16 protein-coding genes and 1 tRNA gene are annotated in these 15,865 nt (G+C 62.2%); 2 read left to right on the top strand and 15 right to left on the bottom strand.

Annotated elements, in window-relative coordinates; genetic code table 11:
• Positions 1-7 precede the first annotated feature (7 nt).
• The 10 genes from HY556_02455 to amrB all read right to left on the bottom strand — a co-directional run bounded on the left by HY556_02455 (position 8) and on the right by amrB (position 10,451).
• Positions 8-2,173 carry a sodium/proton-translocating pyrophosphatase gene (locus HY556_02455; protein ID MBI4392645.1) on the bottom strand — a complete coding sequence of 722 codons (2,166 nt, stop codon included), beginning with the start codon at positions 2,171-2,173 and terminating at the stop codon, positions 8-10.
• Between the two features lie 60 nt (positions 2,174-2,233).
• Entirely contained in the window at positions 2,234-2,974 is a 741-nt protein-coding gene (locus HY556_02450) for a hypothetical protein (GenBank protein MBI4392644.1), read from the bottom strand.
• Between the two features lie 192 nt (positions 2,975-3,166).
• Positions 3,167-3,571 carry a hypothetical protein gene (locus HY556_02445; protein ID MBI4392643.1) on the bottom strand — a complete coding sequence of 135 codons (405 nt, stop codon included), beginning with the start codon at positions 3,569-3,571 and terminating at the stop codon, positions 3,167-3,169.
• Between the two features lie 9 nt (positions 3,572-3,580).
• On the bottom strand, positions 3,581-4,900 hold the full coding sequence (locus HY556_02440) for a translation initiation factor IF-2 subunit gamma (GenBank protein MBI4392642.1): 1,320 nt from the start codon (positions 4,898-4,900) through the stop codon (positions 3,581-3,583).
• A gap of 70 nt (positions 4,901-4,970) precedes the next feature.
• On the bottom strand, positions 4,971-5,387 hold the full coding sequence (locus tag HY556_02435; protein ID MBI4392641.1) for a 30S ribosomal protein S6e: 417 nt from the start codon (positions 5,385-5,387) through the stop codon (positions 4,971-4,973).
• Between the two features lie 169 nt (positions 5,388-5,556).
• Positions 5,557-6,651 (bottom strand): type 2 isopentenyl-diphosphate Delta-isomerase, encoded by a 1,095-nt coding sequence (locus HY556_02430; GenBank protein MBI4392640.1) that lies wholly within the window; start codon positions 6,649-6,651, stop codon positions 5,557-5,559.
• A gap of 243 nt (positions 6,652-6,894) precedes the next feature.
• On the bottom strand, positions 6,895-7,665 hold the full coding sequence (locus HY556_02425) for an isopentenyl phosphate kinase family protein (protein MBI4392639.1): 771 nt from the start codon (positions 7,663-7,665) through the stop codon (positions 6,895-6,897).
• A gap of 55 nt (positions 7,666-7,720) precedes the next feature.
• Positions 7,721-8,650, bottom strand: a complete 930-nt coding sequence (mvk, locus tag HY556_02420) for a mevalonate kinase (GenBank protein ID MBI4392638.1) — start codon at positions 8,648-8,650, stop codon at positions 7,721-7,723.
• 199 nt (positions 8,651-8,849) lie between these two features.
• A complete protein-coding gene (locus HY556_02415) occupies positions 8,850-9,431 on the bottom strand; it encodes a hypothetical protein (protein MBI4392637.1) in 582 nt (193 codons plus the stop codon).
• Between the two features lie 72 nt (positions 9,432-9,503).
• The gene (gene amrB, locus HY556_02410) at positions 9,504-10,451 is read right to left on the bottom strand and encodes an AmmeMemoRadiSam system protein B (GenBank protein MBI4392636.1); all 948 of its coding nucleotides are present in this window, start codon (positions 10,449-10,451) and stop codon (positions 9,504-9,506) included.
• Here amrB and HY556_02405 point away from each other — a divergent pair.
• Entirely contained in the window at positions 10,431-10,763 is a 333-nt protein-coding gene (locus HY556_02405; protein MBI4392635.1) for a MarR family transcriptional regulator, read from the top strand. The genes amrB and HY556_02405 overlap by 21 nt on opposite strands.
• Positions 10,764-10,797: 34 nt before the next feature.
• On the opposite strand, the gene HY556_02400 is transcribed toward HY556_02405, so the two are convergent.
• The 3 genes from HY556_02400 to HY556_02390 form a co-directional block, all read right to left on the bottom strand.
• Positions 10,798-11,436, bottom strand: a complete 639-nt coding sequence (locus HY556_02400; GenBank protein ID MBI4392634.1) for a 30S ribosomal protein S2 — start codon at positions 11,434-11,436, stop codon at positions 10,798-10,800.
• Positions 11,437-11,636: 200 nt separating this feature from the next.
• Entirely contained in the window at positions 11,637-12,872 is a 1,236-nt protein-coding gene (eno, locus tag HY556_02395) for a phosphopyruvate hydratase (protein ID MBI4392633.1), read from the bottom strand.
• Positions 12,869-13,078, bottom strand: coding sequence for a hypothetical protein (locus HY556_02390; protein ID MBI4392632.1), 210 nt, complete (start codon positions 13,076-13,078; stop codon positions 12,869-12,871). The genes eno and HY556_02390 overlap by 4 nt, the downstream gene beginning before the upstream one ends.
• A gap of 308 nt (positions 13,079-13,386) precedes the next feature.
• Here HY556_02390 and HY556_02385 point away from each other — a divergent pair.
• Positions 13,387-13,459 (top strand) — tRNA-Pro (locus HY556_02385).
• Here HY556_02385 and HY556_02380 read toward each other — a convergent pair.
• Positions 13,441-14,748 carry a site-specific integrase gene (locus tag HY556_02380; protein ID MBI4392631.1) on the bottom strand — a complete coding sequence of 436 codons (1,308 nt, stop codon included), beginning with the start codon at positions 14,746-14,748 and terminating at the stop codon, positions 13,441-13,443. The genes HY556_02385 and HY556_02380 overlap by 19 nt on opposite strands.
• 130 nt (positions 14,749-14,878) lie before the next feature.
• Positions 14,879-15,181: a hypothetical protein gene (locus tag HY556_02375; GenBank protein MBI4392630.1), complete on the bottom strand. Its 303-nt coding sequence runs from the start codon at positions 15,179-15,181 to the stop codon at positions 14,879-14,881.
• Between the last annotated feature and the right edge of the window lie 684 nt (positions 15,182-15,865).

Here is a 15,865-nt window from a genome sequence, read left to right as displayed (position 1 = left end):
TTGGCACCTACCTGATGAGGCTCTGAGAGAGGAAGAAGGGAAGCAGGATGATGGCGGTGAGCGCCGTCACGCGGATGAGAACGTTCAGCGCCGGCCCGGCGGCGTCCTTGAACGAATCGCCCACGGTGTCGCCGACGACCGACGCCTTGTGCTGCGGCGAATCGGTCTTCGAAAACTCCAGGGATTGCCGGGCGCTGTCCCAGCCGGCCCCTGAAAGGATGAGCATCATGGCGAGAAGAAGCCCGGTGGCCGTGACGCCGGCTATGAGGCCCGCAAGCGCCGTCGGGGGAAGCGCCATGCCGATGAGAAGCGGGATGCCCAAAGCGATCACGGCCGGGACGCTGAGCTGCGCGAGGCTTGCCTCTGAACCCGCCTTGACCACCGCGTCGTAGTCGGGCTTCTCGGAGCCGCCGAGGATGTTCGGCCGCTCCCTCAATTGGCGCCTCGATTCCGTGACGATCCCGACGGCCGTCCTGGAGGCCGCCTGGGTGACGTGGGCCGTGACGAGGAAAGGCATCATTCCGCCGATGAAGAGACCGACGAGGGCGTAAGGGTCGCTGATGTTCACGGTCAAAGCCCCTCCAGTCATCACCTTGGCGCAGGAGACGTAGTTGTACACCACGGCCGCCGCTCCTGCGGGTTGCGTGCCGCAGGCCTCGCCGACGCGCCAGCCGAAGAAAAGGACGAGTGAGAGCGCCGCAAACAACGAGGAGGCGACGACGATGGAGCGGGCGTAGGGAAGCGCACCCTTGCCGCTCGCCGTGAGCGCTTCGCGCGCCTGCCCCCCCTTGTTCCCGGAAAGCGCCCATAGGCCGTTCGCGCAATCCGTTATCGCGGCGTTGATGGAAATGCCCAACGTGATCGCCGTGATCGAAAGTAGACCAACGCCAGAAAGCGCGATGCCGAGTATGCCCGCTTGGAGCGAGTTGGCGGCCGAGTAGCTCACGCCCGCCGCGTAGGCCGCTATGACGACGATGAGGAGTATCATCGTCGGCGAACCCGTCGCTTCGAGGCCGTTGCCGAGCCCCGCGATGATGTTGGTGGCGCTTCCAGTCTTACTGGATTCGGCGATCTCCGCGACTTTCTTGCCCGACGGCGTCGTGTACTTCTCGGAGAGGAGTGCCGTGACCATCCCGCCGAGGATGCCAAGGAGGAAGGCGATGTAGAGGCCGATGTTCTCGGTCCCGACCGCGACGCTCACGACGAAGTAGCCCCCCACGCCTGAAACGAGCCCGCCCACCACGTACGCCCGGGTCATCCTCGTGCCGGCGACGGTGTCGCCCTTGCCCGACGCGAAGACGAGCGTCGCGATGATGGAAGCGATGACTCCGCTCGCCCCAAGGAGGAGCGGCAGGCTCGCCCACGCGTCGATCTCCGCGGGAACGCTTGCGGCCCCGATCGCGAGCGCGACCCCGAGGGCCATCGCGGCCACCAGCGACGTCGCGTAGACTTCGGCGAATTCGCAGGCGGCCGCCGCGGCGGAACCCAATTGGTCGCCGCATGCATCTGCGAACGCAGCGGGGTTTCGAGGGTCGTCGGGGGCGAGGCCCGCTTCGACCTGGCCGACGAGGTCCGCCCCTATGTCGGCGCTTTTCGTGAATATCCCGCCACCGAGCCGGTTGAGAAGCGCCACCGTAGCTGCACCCAGGGCAAAGCCGAGAAGAGCGTCGATCGTCGGTAGCCCGGCACCCGTAAGTGCGCTTCCTCCGAGAAGGAACAACGTGGCGGCGACAACGACGAGCGTGAGGCCCGTCGAAAGGAGTCCTATCGCCGTCCCCGCCCTCAGCGCTTGACGCAGCGCTTCGGGCGTTTGGTCCTTTGAAAGGAGCGCGACGCGGTACACGGCGCCCGCTGTCAGGTTCAAGGCCGCAAGCCCCACGAGAAGCGTCGTGGCCGCGCCTATCAAGACGGCGAGACCAGCTTCGGGGGTCGCAAAGACACCCACGATGCCGGCTAGAAGAGCGCAAGTGACCGCAATGATTTGTCCTTGGCGAAGGTAGAGCCACCTGACTTGGGTCGCGACGGCGCTCGACACGGCCGCGAGCGCCGCATTGTCCTTCCCGCGACTGGCGGGTCGCGAGAGCGTCAAGGCGAAGCCGCTAGCGACGAGGCCGGCAGCGACAGCCGACCCTATGGAGATGAGTAAGGCGTTTTGAAGGACCATCCGGACCACGCTTGCCCCAAGCTTTATAGTACAGGCCTGAAGGCGCGCCTTGCATACCGGTAATGGTATTTAAGGCTTCGCGGGTCCCGAAGTGGTGCTTCTAGTGTTCGACGATTCTTGCCGGCTAGCGCGTTTTTTCTCGAGCTCGGCCTTGAGGGTAAGAAGACGCTTCCGCCTGCCTTCCGCGTCGTCCTGGGGCTTGGCGCTTGCCGGGGGTCGCTTCTCACGCGCGCCCTTTGTTCTTTCGATGATTGCGGGCCTCGTCTTCGCCAATTCCTTCTTCGTCGCCTCCAGGCGCAACTCGCGCTCGATCGCCTCGATCTCCTCCAATTCATCGAGTTGTTCTTCCTGGACGACGATGTCCGCTGGAGCACCCTCCGCCGTGAGTTCCTCGGCCAAGTAGGCGCCGAACTCGAGTTCGAGTTCGCTCGACATTTTCGTCGATTCCCGCCGGGCCCAATAAGCGCCTCCAAGTACCAGTGCCATCACTACGGCCGAGATCACCCAAAGGTTCGGCGCCGGGACCGTGACGAGGAACGCCACGACGACCGCGAGTTCTGTGAAGACCACCGCCCAGAACAAACGTTCGGGAAGGAGTGCGAAGAGGCGCACCTGAAGATGCACGTCCTTCTCGCCGTGGTACTGGTAGGTGCCGACGTAGCCGGCGCGCGTGAACGCCCCGTTCTCCGCTTTCAACCCCTCGAACTCGGTCTCCGATTCCGTCCACGACGTGACGACGGCGCCCCGGGCCTCGACTGCGGCCTTCACCGTCTTGGCGACCGCTTCCTGATCGACGGCCTCGACTAGCATGCGCCTCATGGCTCCCCACGGCTCGCAACCAGCGTTTCCACGGCGTTGAGTGGGAAGGGCCGTATAAAAAGAGTGTGATTGGATGGCTTGAAGCGGCGATCGCGCGAGCGGGTGCCCATCTGGCTCTCCACGTCACCCTCTTGACAAAACGGGACCCCCATGCGTCCCTGCCAGCGGCCGATGCCGACCGTCCTATACGCCCGTGTGCCCTTCCAAGGTGAGGAACGCCTTGCTCCTCATGTGCACGTTCGGCACGTTCTTGGCCCGCAGACGCGCTCGCAGGATCTTGTCGTTCGTGACGACGATCGCGTCGAGGCTCTCGGCGAGTTTCAGAATGGCCGTGTCGCCTTCGCCCTTCGATTCTGTGATCTTGAAGTTCTTCGCAAGTTCGAGCGCGAGCTTGGCTTCCTGCTTGTCCTTGCCGACCGATTCACCGGCAAGTGCTGTGAGCTCCTCGACCACGACGGAGGGGATGATTATCTCGTAGGGGAAATCGAAGATGCGGCCAAGCTCGGCCTCGATGTCGATGTGGAACTGGAACTGCATCATGAGCGCGTTACTGTCGAGGATGACCGGGCGTTTCGATTTCGTCGTCATGTCGCGGCCTCAATGCTTCTTCGACTGCGCCTTCTTCTCCTTGGGCGCCGTGTCGTTCGCCGCCGGGCCGGGGGCCTTCTCTTCGAGGCCGGGGGCGCTCTTGATTATCCCGTACCCGATGAGGCGCCATCGCGTGCCGATGCGGCGCGAGATCGCGAGTCGTTGTCCTTTCCTTGCGACGACTGGAAGCTTCAACACGACCTCCGCCTCGCTCTCCCGGGCGCTCGTTATGACGCCGACCGTGGTCGCGGTGGCGATGTTTAGCATCAGCGGTTCGCGCGTCTTCAACGCCTCTACCTTCAGTTCCTCGGCGGATCCGACGACGCGCTCCAGAAGGTGCGTATCCATCGTGAAGCTCTCCAGGATCGGCGGGAGCGAGCCCGGTGTCCCGGCCACTTTTCCGACCATGTTGTCGCTTTTTGTGAGCGCGGGGTCAAGTAGTGTCCCTATCCCCGCGAGCCCACCCGGGTTCACGGACTTGTAGCTCTTGCCACCGGCGACAAGGCCCGTTATCTCCGTGTGTATGGGTTCCCACCGCGTCCTCCCGTGCTCTTCGAGTTTACGCCCGGGTACTATCTCGATCTTGTCGCCCACGCTGAACTTGCCTTGGACGATGGAACCGCCTATGACGCCGCCACGGATCTCTTCCGGCTTGATGCCGGGAAGGTTGATGTCGAACGACCTCGCGACGTAGACGAGCGGAGGCCTTGTCGCGTCGTGCTTTGGCGTCGGGATGAGTTTCTCGATCTGCTGGATGAGGACGTCGATGTTTATCTTCTGCTGCGCCGAGACCGGGATTATGGGTGCCTTCTCGGCGACCGTGCCTTTCACGAACTGCTCTATCTGCCTGTGGTTCTCGAGCGCTTTCTCCTCAGAGACCAGGTCGATCTTGTTCTGGACGATGATGATGTTCCTGATGCCGATGATGTCGAGCGCCATCAGGTGCTCCTTCGTCTGCGGCTGCGGGCACGCCTCGTTGGCGCCGATGACGAGTATGGCGCCGTCCATGAGGGCCGCCCCCGTGAGCATGTTCGCCATCAACGTCTCATGCCCCGGGCTGTCGACGAAGGAGACCGTGCGGATGAGGTCTGTTTTTTCGCCGCACTTCGGGCACTTCTGCTCGGTCGTGAAACAGTCGGGCTCGGCGTCCTTAGGGCAGCGATAGAACGCGGCGTCGGCGTAGCCGAGCTTGATCGAGATGCCGCGCTTGATTTCCTCGCTGTGCCTGTCGGTCCACTCGCCGCTCAGCGCTTGGGTGAGCGTCGTCTTTCCGTGGTCGACGTGACCGATCATTCCGATGTTCACTTCGGGTTGGCGAGAGACCTTCACGGTTACGCCACCGTTTCCTGATTGCAAATAGTTATTTCCAAACTACAGCCCCAAAGGTATGTACTTGTACCTATCTCTTCTTCGGTTCGGGTGTGGCGCCTTCGGCGGGCTTCGTGATGAGTTCGCCTATGGGCTTGGGCCCGTGCGTCGCGACGACCACGTTGATCTGCAGTGTGTCGACGCCGATCTCGCCGCCTCGGAACGTCTTCTTGCGGCGGACACCGCGGTTCTCCGGGTGGAAGCCGATGCTTTCGGAGACCAGGAGCCGCTTCCTTCCTGCGGTCGGGACGTCCTTTCTCATCGGGAAGCCGTCCTTGTCGCTTCCGCCCGTGATCTTGAGCTTGTAACCGGGTAGCCCCACGAACATGCCCTCGACCTCGTCGCCGATCTTCTTTCGCACAAGGAGGTTCGCGTGCTGGCCCGTGACCGGCACTTGGTACGATTTCCCGTCTTTCGGGTCTGACACCACTACTCTGAATTCGACCATGTTATCACTGTGAACCGCGCCCGACAAGACCTGGGAAACATGCCGGAATCTGACGGTGGGCGCGAAGATGGGGAAACTTACTTATATAGGTTTGCCGCGCCCGTGGACGCGACCAGGCCAGGCCGACGGGTCACCGTCAAATGCGAAAGATCCTGCCCGCCGAAAGATCCTAGCGACGTCGCGCGGCCAAGTTCTGTGAATCGTGTCCCAACGCCCGCATCCACTCTGCGACTCGCCCCGTGCATACGACCTGTGCCCGTTTCGCGTTCGCGGACGTGTTCGTACCGGTGAGCATGAAGGCCGTCCTCATCTCGGCGAGGAACATCGTGAGGAAACCAAGGATGTCCTTCTTCCCCTTGACGGCGTATGGAAGCGTCGCGCCCGCAGCACCCACAAGAGTCGCTCCGAGGGCGAGTGCTTTGAACGCGTCCTCGCCGTTTCGGACGCCGCCGGTCGCCACCATGGGAAGACCTACTTCTGATTCGAGGATCGAGACCGGAGTGGGGATGCCCCAATCGCGGAAGAGTTCGCCGATCCGCGTCTGCTCCTTGGCACCTTCCTTCTTCGCGCGGACAAGCTCGACGGCCGCGAACGTGGTCCCGGAAAGGCCGCCGACGTCGATCGCCGCCACACCGCATTTTTTCAACCGCTCGGCAGCGCGGCGACTGATGCCAGCGCCCGTCTCCTTCGCGATGACAGGCACCCCGACACCTTCAACGATGCCACTTATCGCTTCGATGACGCCCTCGGCGTTCATGTCGCCCTCGGGCTGCACCGCTTCCTGAAGGTAATTGAGGTGGATGATGAGGGCGTCCGCGTCGATCATCGAGACGAGGTTCGCGGCGTCTTTCGCGTCGAGCGGCTTCTTTCCGCTTTTTTGCGGGATGAGTTGCGGAGCGCCGATGTTCGCGGCGAGGAACGGGACGTCGTACTCCTTGACCGTGTCGTACGTGTGGCGCACGGTCTTGTCCGTGAGGGCCACACGTTGGCTTCCAAGGCCAAGGCCAAGCCCGAGTTCCGCGGCGGCGTAGGCGAGGTTGTTATTGATGGATTCCGCGCCCGGGTAACCACCCGTCATGGACGCGATCATCATCGGCGCCTTGAGTCGTTTTCCAAGGAAACGCGTTCCAAGGTCGATCTTGTCAAGGTCCACTTCAGGAAGCGGTTCATGGACGAGGAACACGTCGTCCCACGAATCCCAGCGGGCCCGGACGTCCTCCTTGAGGATGATGTCCACATGGTCCTTCTTCCTCGATTGCGTCATCCTGTCGGGTAACCGTACGCGGCGGCAATATTTAGGCGTGATGTAGTTGGCGCAAAGGCGTCCCATGTGGAAGACCTCGGCCCGACGCGGCTTTCGGGAGCGAGGAGGCAAACGCCGATGACGAACGAAATCGAATCCCACAAGAGTCAAAAGCACCCGGACCAACGGCGCAAGACGGGTCCGCGTGGACGGGTCCGACGCCGCGCGGCTCGCCGCCCGCGGTTTTCCGCGCATCGGCGTCGTTCAGGCGTGTATCTCGGTCGCCAGCGCGTCCTTTCCCGCGAGGATCGACTTCAACCGCCCGGGTTTGTTCCCGTTCACGACGAGCACACGTGCACCCCTCCTGGCGATGCGGCCCATCTCCGTGGCCTTTCCTGCCATGCCTCGCGTGACATCCACCTTCGTCGAGCCGCCGATGGCCAATAGGCCGAGAGTCTTCGCGCTCACAGCGAGGATCAAGGAAGCACCTCGTTTGAGGGGACTCTTGTCGAATATCCCGTCCACGTCGGTCACGAAGACGACGAGGCGCGGACGGAAACGGTCGGAGAGCCGTTCGACGATTGCGTCGCCCGATAGGATCGAGAACACTTGTCTACTGTCTTGGATGACGTCGCCAAAGCTCACTGGGACCATGCCGAGTTCGAGAGCGTGTTCGAAGGGTCGCGTGTCGATGGTCACGGTCCCGGCCGAGCGTCGCCGGGCCACAGCCGCCGGTGGTATCGACACCGGGCGCAGGCCAGCGTCGAGAAGCGCATCAAGGACCAGAAGGTCCAATTGGCGAAGGTCCCGATGGATCCTCGGAAGCGCCAGGAGCTGGCGCCTGTTGCGGTAGCCCCGGGCGATCTCCGCCCGTTTCGCCTCGTGGTGGCCGAAGGAGCCGGCCCCGTGTACAACGATGAGCTCCTCCCTTGCGCCCGCGAGCTCCTTTGCAAGCCGCTTCATCGCGGCGGGCTTGAAGCTGCGTGGGCGCGACTTGTCCGTGATGACGCTGCCGCCGAGCTTCACGATGATCATCGGCACCCCACCGGCGGCGGGCCGGTCGTTACCGCGATCATGGTCGCTATCGCGATCATTGCACCGTGACCCCCGCTTTGTTCACTTTGACGATGTGCGGTTCGCCGCCGCGAAGCAGGATGGCGGCGGCCGTCTCCTCCGGCTTCTCGGTGAGCGCTATCATGCAGCCCCCGCCGCCGGCGCCCGTGAGCTTCGCTCCGAACGAGTGCGGCCGCGCGGCCTCGACTAGCGCATCAAGCCGCGGCGTGGATACGCCGAGGATGTGGAGAAGGTCGTGGTCCCTGTTCATCAAGGCCCCGAGCCTCTTCAGGTCACCGTCGGCAAGCGCGCTTTTGCCTTGGCGCGTCACCGTCCCGATGTCCTTGATCACGTCTCGCCCGAGGGCGTTTTTCTCCACGAAGCGTGCGACCTTCGCCACTTGGTCCGCCGTCCGCCCGCGTTCGCCCGTGTACCCGACGACGAGCGTGATGTCGGGGCACGGCGTCTCGTGGAGGTTCCAAGTACGCTCGCCCCGGGATATGCGCCACAGGAATTTCTCGCCGCGATCCTTCGACACCAACACGGCCCCCCCATGAGTCGACGTGGACGTGTCGGTGGGGCTCGCTCGCCCGTCTTGCGCTGCGGATTCGACCTCGTAGGACCGCCTTGCCACGGCCTCCTCGCTGAAATCGTCGCGTAGCTTCGAGAGGGCGGCGACGAACGCGACCGTGAGTGCGGCGGAGGACCCGAGTCCTCCGGCCGAGGGAAGGCCAGATTCGACCTTGATGTCGAGGCCCCGTTCGTCCCAAAGAAGTTTCACGGCCTCGTAGAGGTACGCGTGCGCCTTATGGTTCAGGGGCCGCTCGTTCACTTGGCTTCGCTCGCCCCCGACGTCCACGGTGACCGTGGTCTCAAGGTCCAACGCCACCGCGATGGCGGGCTCGCCGAAAACGACCGCGTGTTCGCCGAGGAGGATCGCCTTTCCAGGTGCCTTGGCCGTGACCACGGCCGCGTATTGGCAGGACGATTTAATAAAGGTCGGTGAAGTAGCGCCGGCGCCTACAGCCGCCCCAAGAGGAGCGAGGCAAGCCGGGCGCCAAGGTCAGGCGATCCCAGGGCACGTAACGCATGGACAGGGGATCGGTGGAGTCTTCTCCGCCGGCTCTATGGTCGCGTCGTCGCGGGCGCCAGGCGCCGACAATGCACTATGCGGGGCCAGGTCGCGAGGATTGCCTGGAGCGCGCGGACGTCTTAGTCGGCGGCAGGAACGCGCACCCGCCGAACTGCAAGGCGTTCACGACGAAATCGATGTTGTTCGGGCTCGCGGCAAAGCGCAAGACCGCGTCGTCGGTCGTGAGTTCCACGACGAAATAGGTTTGCGGCATCAGGGGATCGACGCGCAATTGGCCCGTGGCAAGCTGCTGCACCTGCACCGATTCGCCGGTAGACGTGCCAACGACGACCACGCGTTTCACGCGTTCCGGGGAGATGCGGCGCCGCCAGGAGGCGAACGGCTGGACGAGGATCATGCCGCTCGTGATCACGGCGTGTTTGACTTGGCCGCGAAGCTTCGTGAATGCGTAAACGATGGCGGAAACGGTGACCAACGCGACGCCCGCCATAAGGTAGAGGTCGGGCGCGTAGCCGCCGGGTTGGGCGACGTAGAGGCCCAAGGCCCCTAGAAGCGCCAAGGGAAGCGTCGGGTTCGTGCCGATGTCGAGGATACGGTTGAGCATTCCGGGTTCCATCTTGAAGACATATTCCTCTTGTTTTTGACCAGAACCCATGCTCTCCTGTCAATGTGTGTGGGTGTGGGCAATTAAAAGTTGTGTCAGGGGAAACCGGACAAACGCGTCCCTTCAACCAAACGCCATCGACGCATATCCCACGACCCTGGGCATGGGCTTCACGTCGCCCGAGTGGGCTCGGGCAAGAAGCCGTCCATTTTCCGGTTTGACCGCGGCAAGCATCGCCGCAGCCGCCCCCTGGCCGCACATCGAGGGGTCGCCTTCCCCCAGGACGTCAAAGAGCGAGTCGGCGCTCCCCGTGAGGAGCGCCTCGATCGTCACCGAATCGGCGGCCGTCGCACGGTTCGGAGGAAGGTAATGGGACAGGTCCGTGCTGGCGATCACGATGGTCCCAGGATCACCAAGGTGTGGGGCGATGGCCTCGCCGATGGCCTTGGAGATCTCCCTCGTCTGTTGTGTCACGAGGATCGGTACGATCTTGGCTTCGGGGAACAGGCGGACGATGAATGGAACTTGCACCTCAAGCGAATGCTCCTCGGCGTGGCTTCCGGAATCCTCGCTGATGAACTGACTGATCAACCGTTCGCCGAACCGGAAATCGTTCCTCGCGGTCCCCGTCGCAACTGCGAAGTCGTCGAGAGATACCTCCGCGGCGGCCCCCACGCCGCTGTGGTTGGGGCCGATCAGGATGAGCCTGTTCGGGGCGTGGTCCTCCGCCAGCGTCTTGTAGGCATGCGCCGCCACGTGGCCACTATACTCGAGACCGGCATGGGGCACGAGGAGGCCGCGAATGCGCTTTCCCCCTGGCCACGCGCCCGGATTCGCGCCGGGGCCAAGGCGATGGTCGAGAGAGCTTTCGACGAGGGCGGCCAGCGCCGCCTTTTCGTGCGGGTAGAAAGTGCCGGCGACCGCGGGTTGACGGAGCACGATGCCAGGATTCGCTGCCTCATAGAAAAGGGGGAGGGTCAGACCCTCCCCAAGTGGTGTTCGGCGGCTGCGCTCGATCTGTCGTATCGCACAGCCCTTCACCACGCTGCAGTGCTGGAAGAGTTCCATCATGTCGTGTTCTTCAGGGACGGCTCCAGGACGCGCTTGTTCACCATTGGTCGCACATTCGGCGTTCTCGAGACGCGAGCAAGGGTCGCAAGGCGCTCCGGACGCGCCATCGCGGTGATGAGCACGCTAGAGCACACACCTGGCCTCACGCTTTCAGAACTCGCAAGGCGGCTCGGGATCCCCAAAAGCGGCGCGAAATGGCAGGTCGACCGGCTGGAGCGGCTTGGACTCCTGACGCGGACAAAGGGACGCAACGGCCATTCGCTGTCCTTGAACGTGCCGCTTGCGATACGCGGCGCACAAGCTGGCACATGACAACGGCCAGAAAGACTCGGGGCAGGACGGAGCCCTACAGTTGAGCCTCGAAATCGTCTATTTGTAGGTCGAAATCCTTGTCTTCTTTGATGTCGCCGCGGGCTTTCAGGATCTCGCGCGTGAGGAGCCAGTAGACCAAGGCCAACGACCGCTTCCCCTTGTTGTTCGTCGGGATGACGAGGTCGAGGTTACGCGTCTCGTTGTTGGTGTCGCAAAGCGCCGCGATGGGGATGCCGATGTTCAACGCCTCGCGCATCGCTTGAGCGTCGCCCGCGGGGTCGTTGAGAAGGACGGCCTGGGGCTCGATGAACTGGGCGGTGCGTGGGTTCGTGAGGGAACCTGGCATGAAGCGGCCCGCGTTCGCGATCGCTCCGATGCGCGTCGCCATGACCTTGATCGGCTTCTGACCGTACTGACGTGCAGACACGAGAAGGACCTTTCCAGGAGGGTAACGTGCGAGGAACTTCGCGACGGCCCGGATGCGCTCGTCCGTCTTCTTGATGTCAAGCACGAAAAGGCCATCGTTACGGACCTTGTAGATGAAGGGCGCCATGTCGGCGTTCTTCTGCTGCGTTCCGATGTGGATACCGCACGAGAGGTAGACGTCCTCTGACACGAGCGATTCCGCTTCCTTCAGGCCTTGTTCCTCGCCGTATTTCAGTTCCGATTCCATGGTCAATCACCATTCGTCCGGTGGCCGGACTTTGATCGTGAGGGCGCTCCCAAGCGGTGACGGCAGGCCGCGGCCCCTTCCGTCGGTCCTCCCATTCGCGGGAGACCGGGGATGGTGCCAGAGCAATTCCCCTTCATAAAGGTAACTGCGCGACCGAAAGTCTTTGATCCGAGTACGTACTTGTAGATACAAGGGGAATCCTAGTGACTACTCATCTTGGATGGCCTCGGCGGCGCCCCCAACTCTTCCTCGATCCGGATAAGCTCGTTCAGTTTCGCGATGCGTTCCCCGCCGACCGCGCCCGTCTTTATCGCGACGCATCCCAAAGCGACTCCTATGTGGGCGATCGTGTCGTCCGTCGTTTCCCCCGAGCGGTGGCTGATGATCGTCTTGTACCCGTGCGAATGGGCGAGGCGGACCGCGTCCACCGTGCGCGAAAGAGTCCCGACTTGGTTCACCTTGATGAGCACCGCGTTGGCAGCGCCCATCGAGATGCCCTTCTCGATGCGCGTCGGGTTCGTGACGAACAGGTCGTCGCCGACGACTAGGCACTTCTTGCCGACGCGGCGCGTGAGTTCGGCGAAGCCGTCGAAGTCCTCCTCCGCGAGCGGATCCTCGATGGAGTAGAGATCGAACTCCTTCACGAGTCTCTCCATGAAGTCGATCTGTTTCTCGCGACTTCTCGTGGTGTCCCGGTACTTGTATTTCCCGTGACGATACAACTCGGTCGCGGCGACGTCGAGGCACGGCCTCACCGGGAAGCCGAACTGCGCCTTCGCGTCGTCGCACGCTTGCGAGACGATCGCGAGCGCCTCTTCGTTGCCGACCTTGGCCACCCACGCGCCCTCGTCGCCTTTGCCGATCGCCTCGCCAGGGAGCTTGGCCTTCAGGACCTCCTTCACCCGCTTATGGACGAAGGCGTTCGCGTGCACGGAATCGGCGACACTTGGGCCGAGTGAGATCGCCATGAATTCCTGGATGTCCGTCCCGCCGACCGCGTGGGCGCCGCCTCCGAGGACGTTTCCCATGGGGCGCGGCAACTGGCCCACCATCGACCCGCCGATATAGAGGTAAAGGGGGATGCCGAGGGAATCCGCGGCCGCCTTCGCAAACGCCAGGGACGTCGCCGTCGCCACGTTTCCCCCGACGTGTGAAAAATCAGGCGTACCGTCGATCTCCGCAAGCTTAGCGTCGAGTTCCCGTTGGTCGCTCGCGTGTCGCCCTACGAGTTTCGGGAAAAGTGCTGCGTTCGCGCGCTCGATGGCCGCATCGATTCCCTGCTTTGGCCACGCGGCGACCTCATGAGCACCGGTCGAGGCGCCCGACGGGGCTGCGGCTCGCCCAAAGCCTGATTCAGTGAAAACGTCAACTTCGACCGTCGGGTTTCCCCGGCTGTCGATTATCTTTCGGATCCGGATGTCCCGTATCTCAGTCACAGACCGCGAGCGCCGACCGACTTCAAGCCTCTTGCGGCGCGGCGGACGACGGAAAAGTCGCTCAAACCGGCGCCGACCGACTGCTCCTCTTCCTCCTCCAGCCGCTCCTCTAGTGAAATCGCCGCCCCATTGACTGTGACGATCGGCTTTGTTTCGACTGGGCGGACAGAACGGATTCGGATCGGTTCCATTTCAAGCAACTCCAATACCGCGCCCGAACGCGGGAACCCTGATTACCGATTGTGGCTATTTATGGCTTTCCACGTGAGACCTTTCGAAACCGGCTAAGAGCGAATGGAGGAAAGGCGAAAGCGTACTGGACCACTGGGCAAGTCGACGCCCCCGACTTGGACTGAAGAGGTTCTTATAGTCGGATTCGGCTACGGCGAATCCTCGGGCCTTGAATGGACCGCAAGATCGATTCGGGCCGCGGCTGCGGGGGACGAATCGGCGCTCGTGGAACGCTTCGCGCTCCCCGGCGCAGCCGATTCGGCGACTCCGTCGCCTCATCGTCGGGTCTGTGGGGTAGCCTGGTATCCTACGTGCTTGGGGTGCACGCGACTCCGTTTCAAATACGGACAGACCCATCCAAGGTTGAAGGAGTGGAACGTGCCACTCCCCCCAATTTTCGGGGGGTGAGTGAAGCATTCCGCCTCCGGCGAGCCTCAACGAAGGCCCGCACACCGGCTGCTCTTGGAGCATCCGTTCGCGTCTCGATCTTTCGAGGCGTGACGAAAGCCCTCGTGAGCCATTCGGCTCCGTGGATGGTCCTTTGCACGTCCACGAATTGGTCGTAATAGCGCCGCATCGTGGACAGGTTCTCGTGACCGACCCAATTAGCCACCGAGACCCAGTCGTACTCGAAGCGCCCATTGTCCCGTTCTATCGCGGTCTCGATCAGGCGCGCGTTGATATTCCACGTGCGCCCGAGGTAACCGTGATACCAGGGGTATTTTGGGGCGACGAGTTTCCGGAGGAATCCTGCCAACGTCGACTTGGAGGTGAAGGGAGTCCCGTCTGCTTGCAGGAAAAACGCCTCCTGCGTCCAATCGGGATCGACCTTCGGTCTCCAATGCGTTACGTAGTTGGCGAGGCTCAACCGGTTCGGAGCACAGCACAAGTAGCGCGGCTCGATCACTATCTGCCGGAGCCGTCCACCCTTCTTCGGTTCTCGAACCGTCAAAAGATGATTCTCCGGGTCGTAGTCATTGAGTCGCAGCGACCATGCCTCGCTCGGGAACCTGACCCCAAAAGCGAAGTCGAAAAACAATAGGTGCCTTGCCAACGAGAGTTCGTAACTCCGTTTCGCGTCACGAATCCCGAAATCGTCGTGGAGTAAAGCATGGATGCTCTCCGGGCTCGGTAGCATTTCTTTCGGCTTCCCGAGCACATGCGGCTGTCGTGGAAGCACGCTCTTCGCCGGAATCCGGAGCATCTTCAGGTACGAGCCGAAGGCCACGTAATCGTTCTTGATGGCCGCCGAACTCGCGCCAGCTTCCTTTCGCGCGTTGATGAAGTCGCAGAATGACTCTATGACCTCATCCACGCTCCCGGTCAACTTCACGCGAGAATCGACGTGGGTTCCTCTCGGGTGGCTACTGAGTCCCGCCATCCGTTTCAGGTGGCGGAATCTTTCACCCGTTGTTCCGGGTTGAAGTCCATCGTGTTCGCGTAGGAAGCCGTAGAATAGCGTCCAGTTCATCTCCTCGATTCTTCGTTCGTTCGTAACGTTGGCCCATAGTCTGTTCAATTCAGCACGAAGCCCGGACCCTGTCGGAGTCCAGGCGTACTTCATTTCGTCGCTCGCGCCCGGTAGGGCGCTTGCTTGACCACCTCCGAAGGGAGAATCGGCGAGGTCCCCATTGAGTGTTTCCATACAAGCGGGCTCCAAGGCGCCTGTTGAGAGCGGTGGGTCGCCCTCGTCGGTATCCGTGGAACGGTTCGCGCGTGGGTCTACGTGGGCCACGAAGCCTCCCTCTGGTTCCGGCTCCTTCCAACCCGCCGACCTACTCCTCCTTTGCTCCCGTGCAGGATTCCTTCTTCGGTTGCTTGAGGACTTTCTCGACAAGATACCGCGTCCACGCGGAATCCGGGCGATCTAGCAGGATGCAACGAGCCGACTCGGTCGCCGTTCCATCGGGGCCCGGTCCTCGCGTGCAGTCCCACATTAGTGCGGGACCGAATTTCTCCACGAGTTTCGCTTCGACCTCCGGGGTCGCTTGCTCCTTCGTAAGTTCCACGAGGGTGGAACCCGTCGGATACGTTCGCGCGGCTTGCCTTTTCTTTCTGACACGACTTTCGTTTGCCATCGTGCTAATGGGGACGGGCTTTCTTCTTCAAGGTTCCCGAAAGAGGTCGTTCTCTGTAACGTGAAAAAAACTGCAAGTTTCGTGTATGCATCGTTTTAGGCCCGATCCCGAGGAGGCCGCTCGTGAGCAATCATGGGCTCTTGTCCAGCCCGCTGGCGCACGAATAGCGACATCATGGGCGCCTCTCCATTGGCCGGAACATTCGGAGCATCAACGAAACGGATTTTGTCGCCTGAACCGCTCCAAAACATTCGTACAAGAGGCGTATCGGCGGAAAAATGGGCGACACTTTTCGAGGAGCATCGGCGGAGAGCATCACGCCGGACGACGAAGAGCATCCCGCCGGGATTACACGCTCCTAAGGAGTGAGCACTGCCATTTGCCGGAATAGTGCTCCCTAATCCGCTAAGATGTGAATCTTCTGTTCCGCAGATGTCAAAGGGACAAGGACGCGTTCCACGGGTTTGCGAATAGCGCCCGAGAATGCGCGCTCGTTCGGTATTTTCTTCAAGTAACGGTTTGAGCAGGCAAGGCGAGTCGAGAGTGAAAACGCCGCCTGAAAAGTGCTCAGTTCCGCCGAAGTAAAAATGCCCACCCCCCGCTTGCCCGGCCAATGGCCGAGGCGAGAGGATGATTGGGTTCGAGGTGTGGATAATGATTCGGCAACTGAGAGAACAAGGAATG

Source organism: Euryarchaeota archaeon, from assembly GCA_016207515.1.
Classification (GTDB): Archaea; Thermoplasmatota; SW-10-69-26; order JACQPN01; family JACQPN01; genus JACQPN01.
The sequence above is the reverse complement of the archived record's forward strand: the minus strand, read 5'-3'. Positions and strand labels throughout refer to the sequence as shown.

Bases quoted from the DNA above. Each gene is read 5' to 3' on its own strand.
- HY556_02450 (MBI4392644.1), bottom strand. From the start codon at position 2,974: ATGCTAGTCGAGGCCGTCGATCAGGAAGCGGTCGCCAAGACGGTGAAG.
- HY556_02445 (MBI4392643.1), bottom strand. From the start codon at position 3,571: ATGACGACGAAATCGAAACGCCCGGTCATCCTCGACAGTAACGCGCTC.
- HY556_02435 (MBI4392641.1), bottom strand. From the start codon at position 5,387: ATGGTCGAATTCAGAGTAGTGGTGTCAGACCCGAAAGACGGGAAATCG.
- HY556_02430 (MBI4392640.1), bottom strand. From the start codon at position 6,651: ATGACGCAATCGAGGAAGAAGGACCATGTGGACATCATCCTCAAGGAG.
- HY556_02425 (MBI4392639.1), bottom strand. From the start codon at position 7,665: ATGATCATCGTGAAGCTCGGCGGCAGCGTCATCACGGACAAGTCGCGC.
- HY556_02415 (MBI4392637.1), bottom strand. From the start codon at position 9,431: ATGGGTTCTGGTCAAAAACAAGAGGAATATGTCTTCAAGATGGAACCC.
- amrB (MBI4392636.1), bottom strand. From the start codon at position 10,451: ATGATGGAACTCTTCCAGCACTGCAGCGTGGTGAAGGGCTGTGCGATA.
- HY556_02400 (MBI4392634.1), bottom strand. From the start codon at position 11,436: ATGGAATCGGAACTGAAATACGGCGAGGAACAAGGCCTGAAGGAAGCG.
- HY556_02380 (MBI4392631.1), bottom strand. From the start codon at position 14,748: ATGGAAACACTCAATGGGGACCTCGCCGATTCTCCCTTCGGAGGTGGT.
- HY556_02375 (MBI4392630.1), bottom strand. From the start codon at position 15,181: ATGGCAAACGAAAGTCGTGTCAGAAAGAAAAGGCAAGCCGCGCGAACG.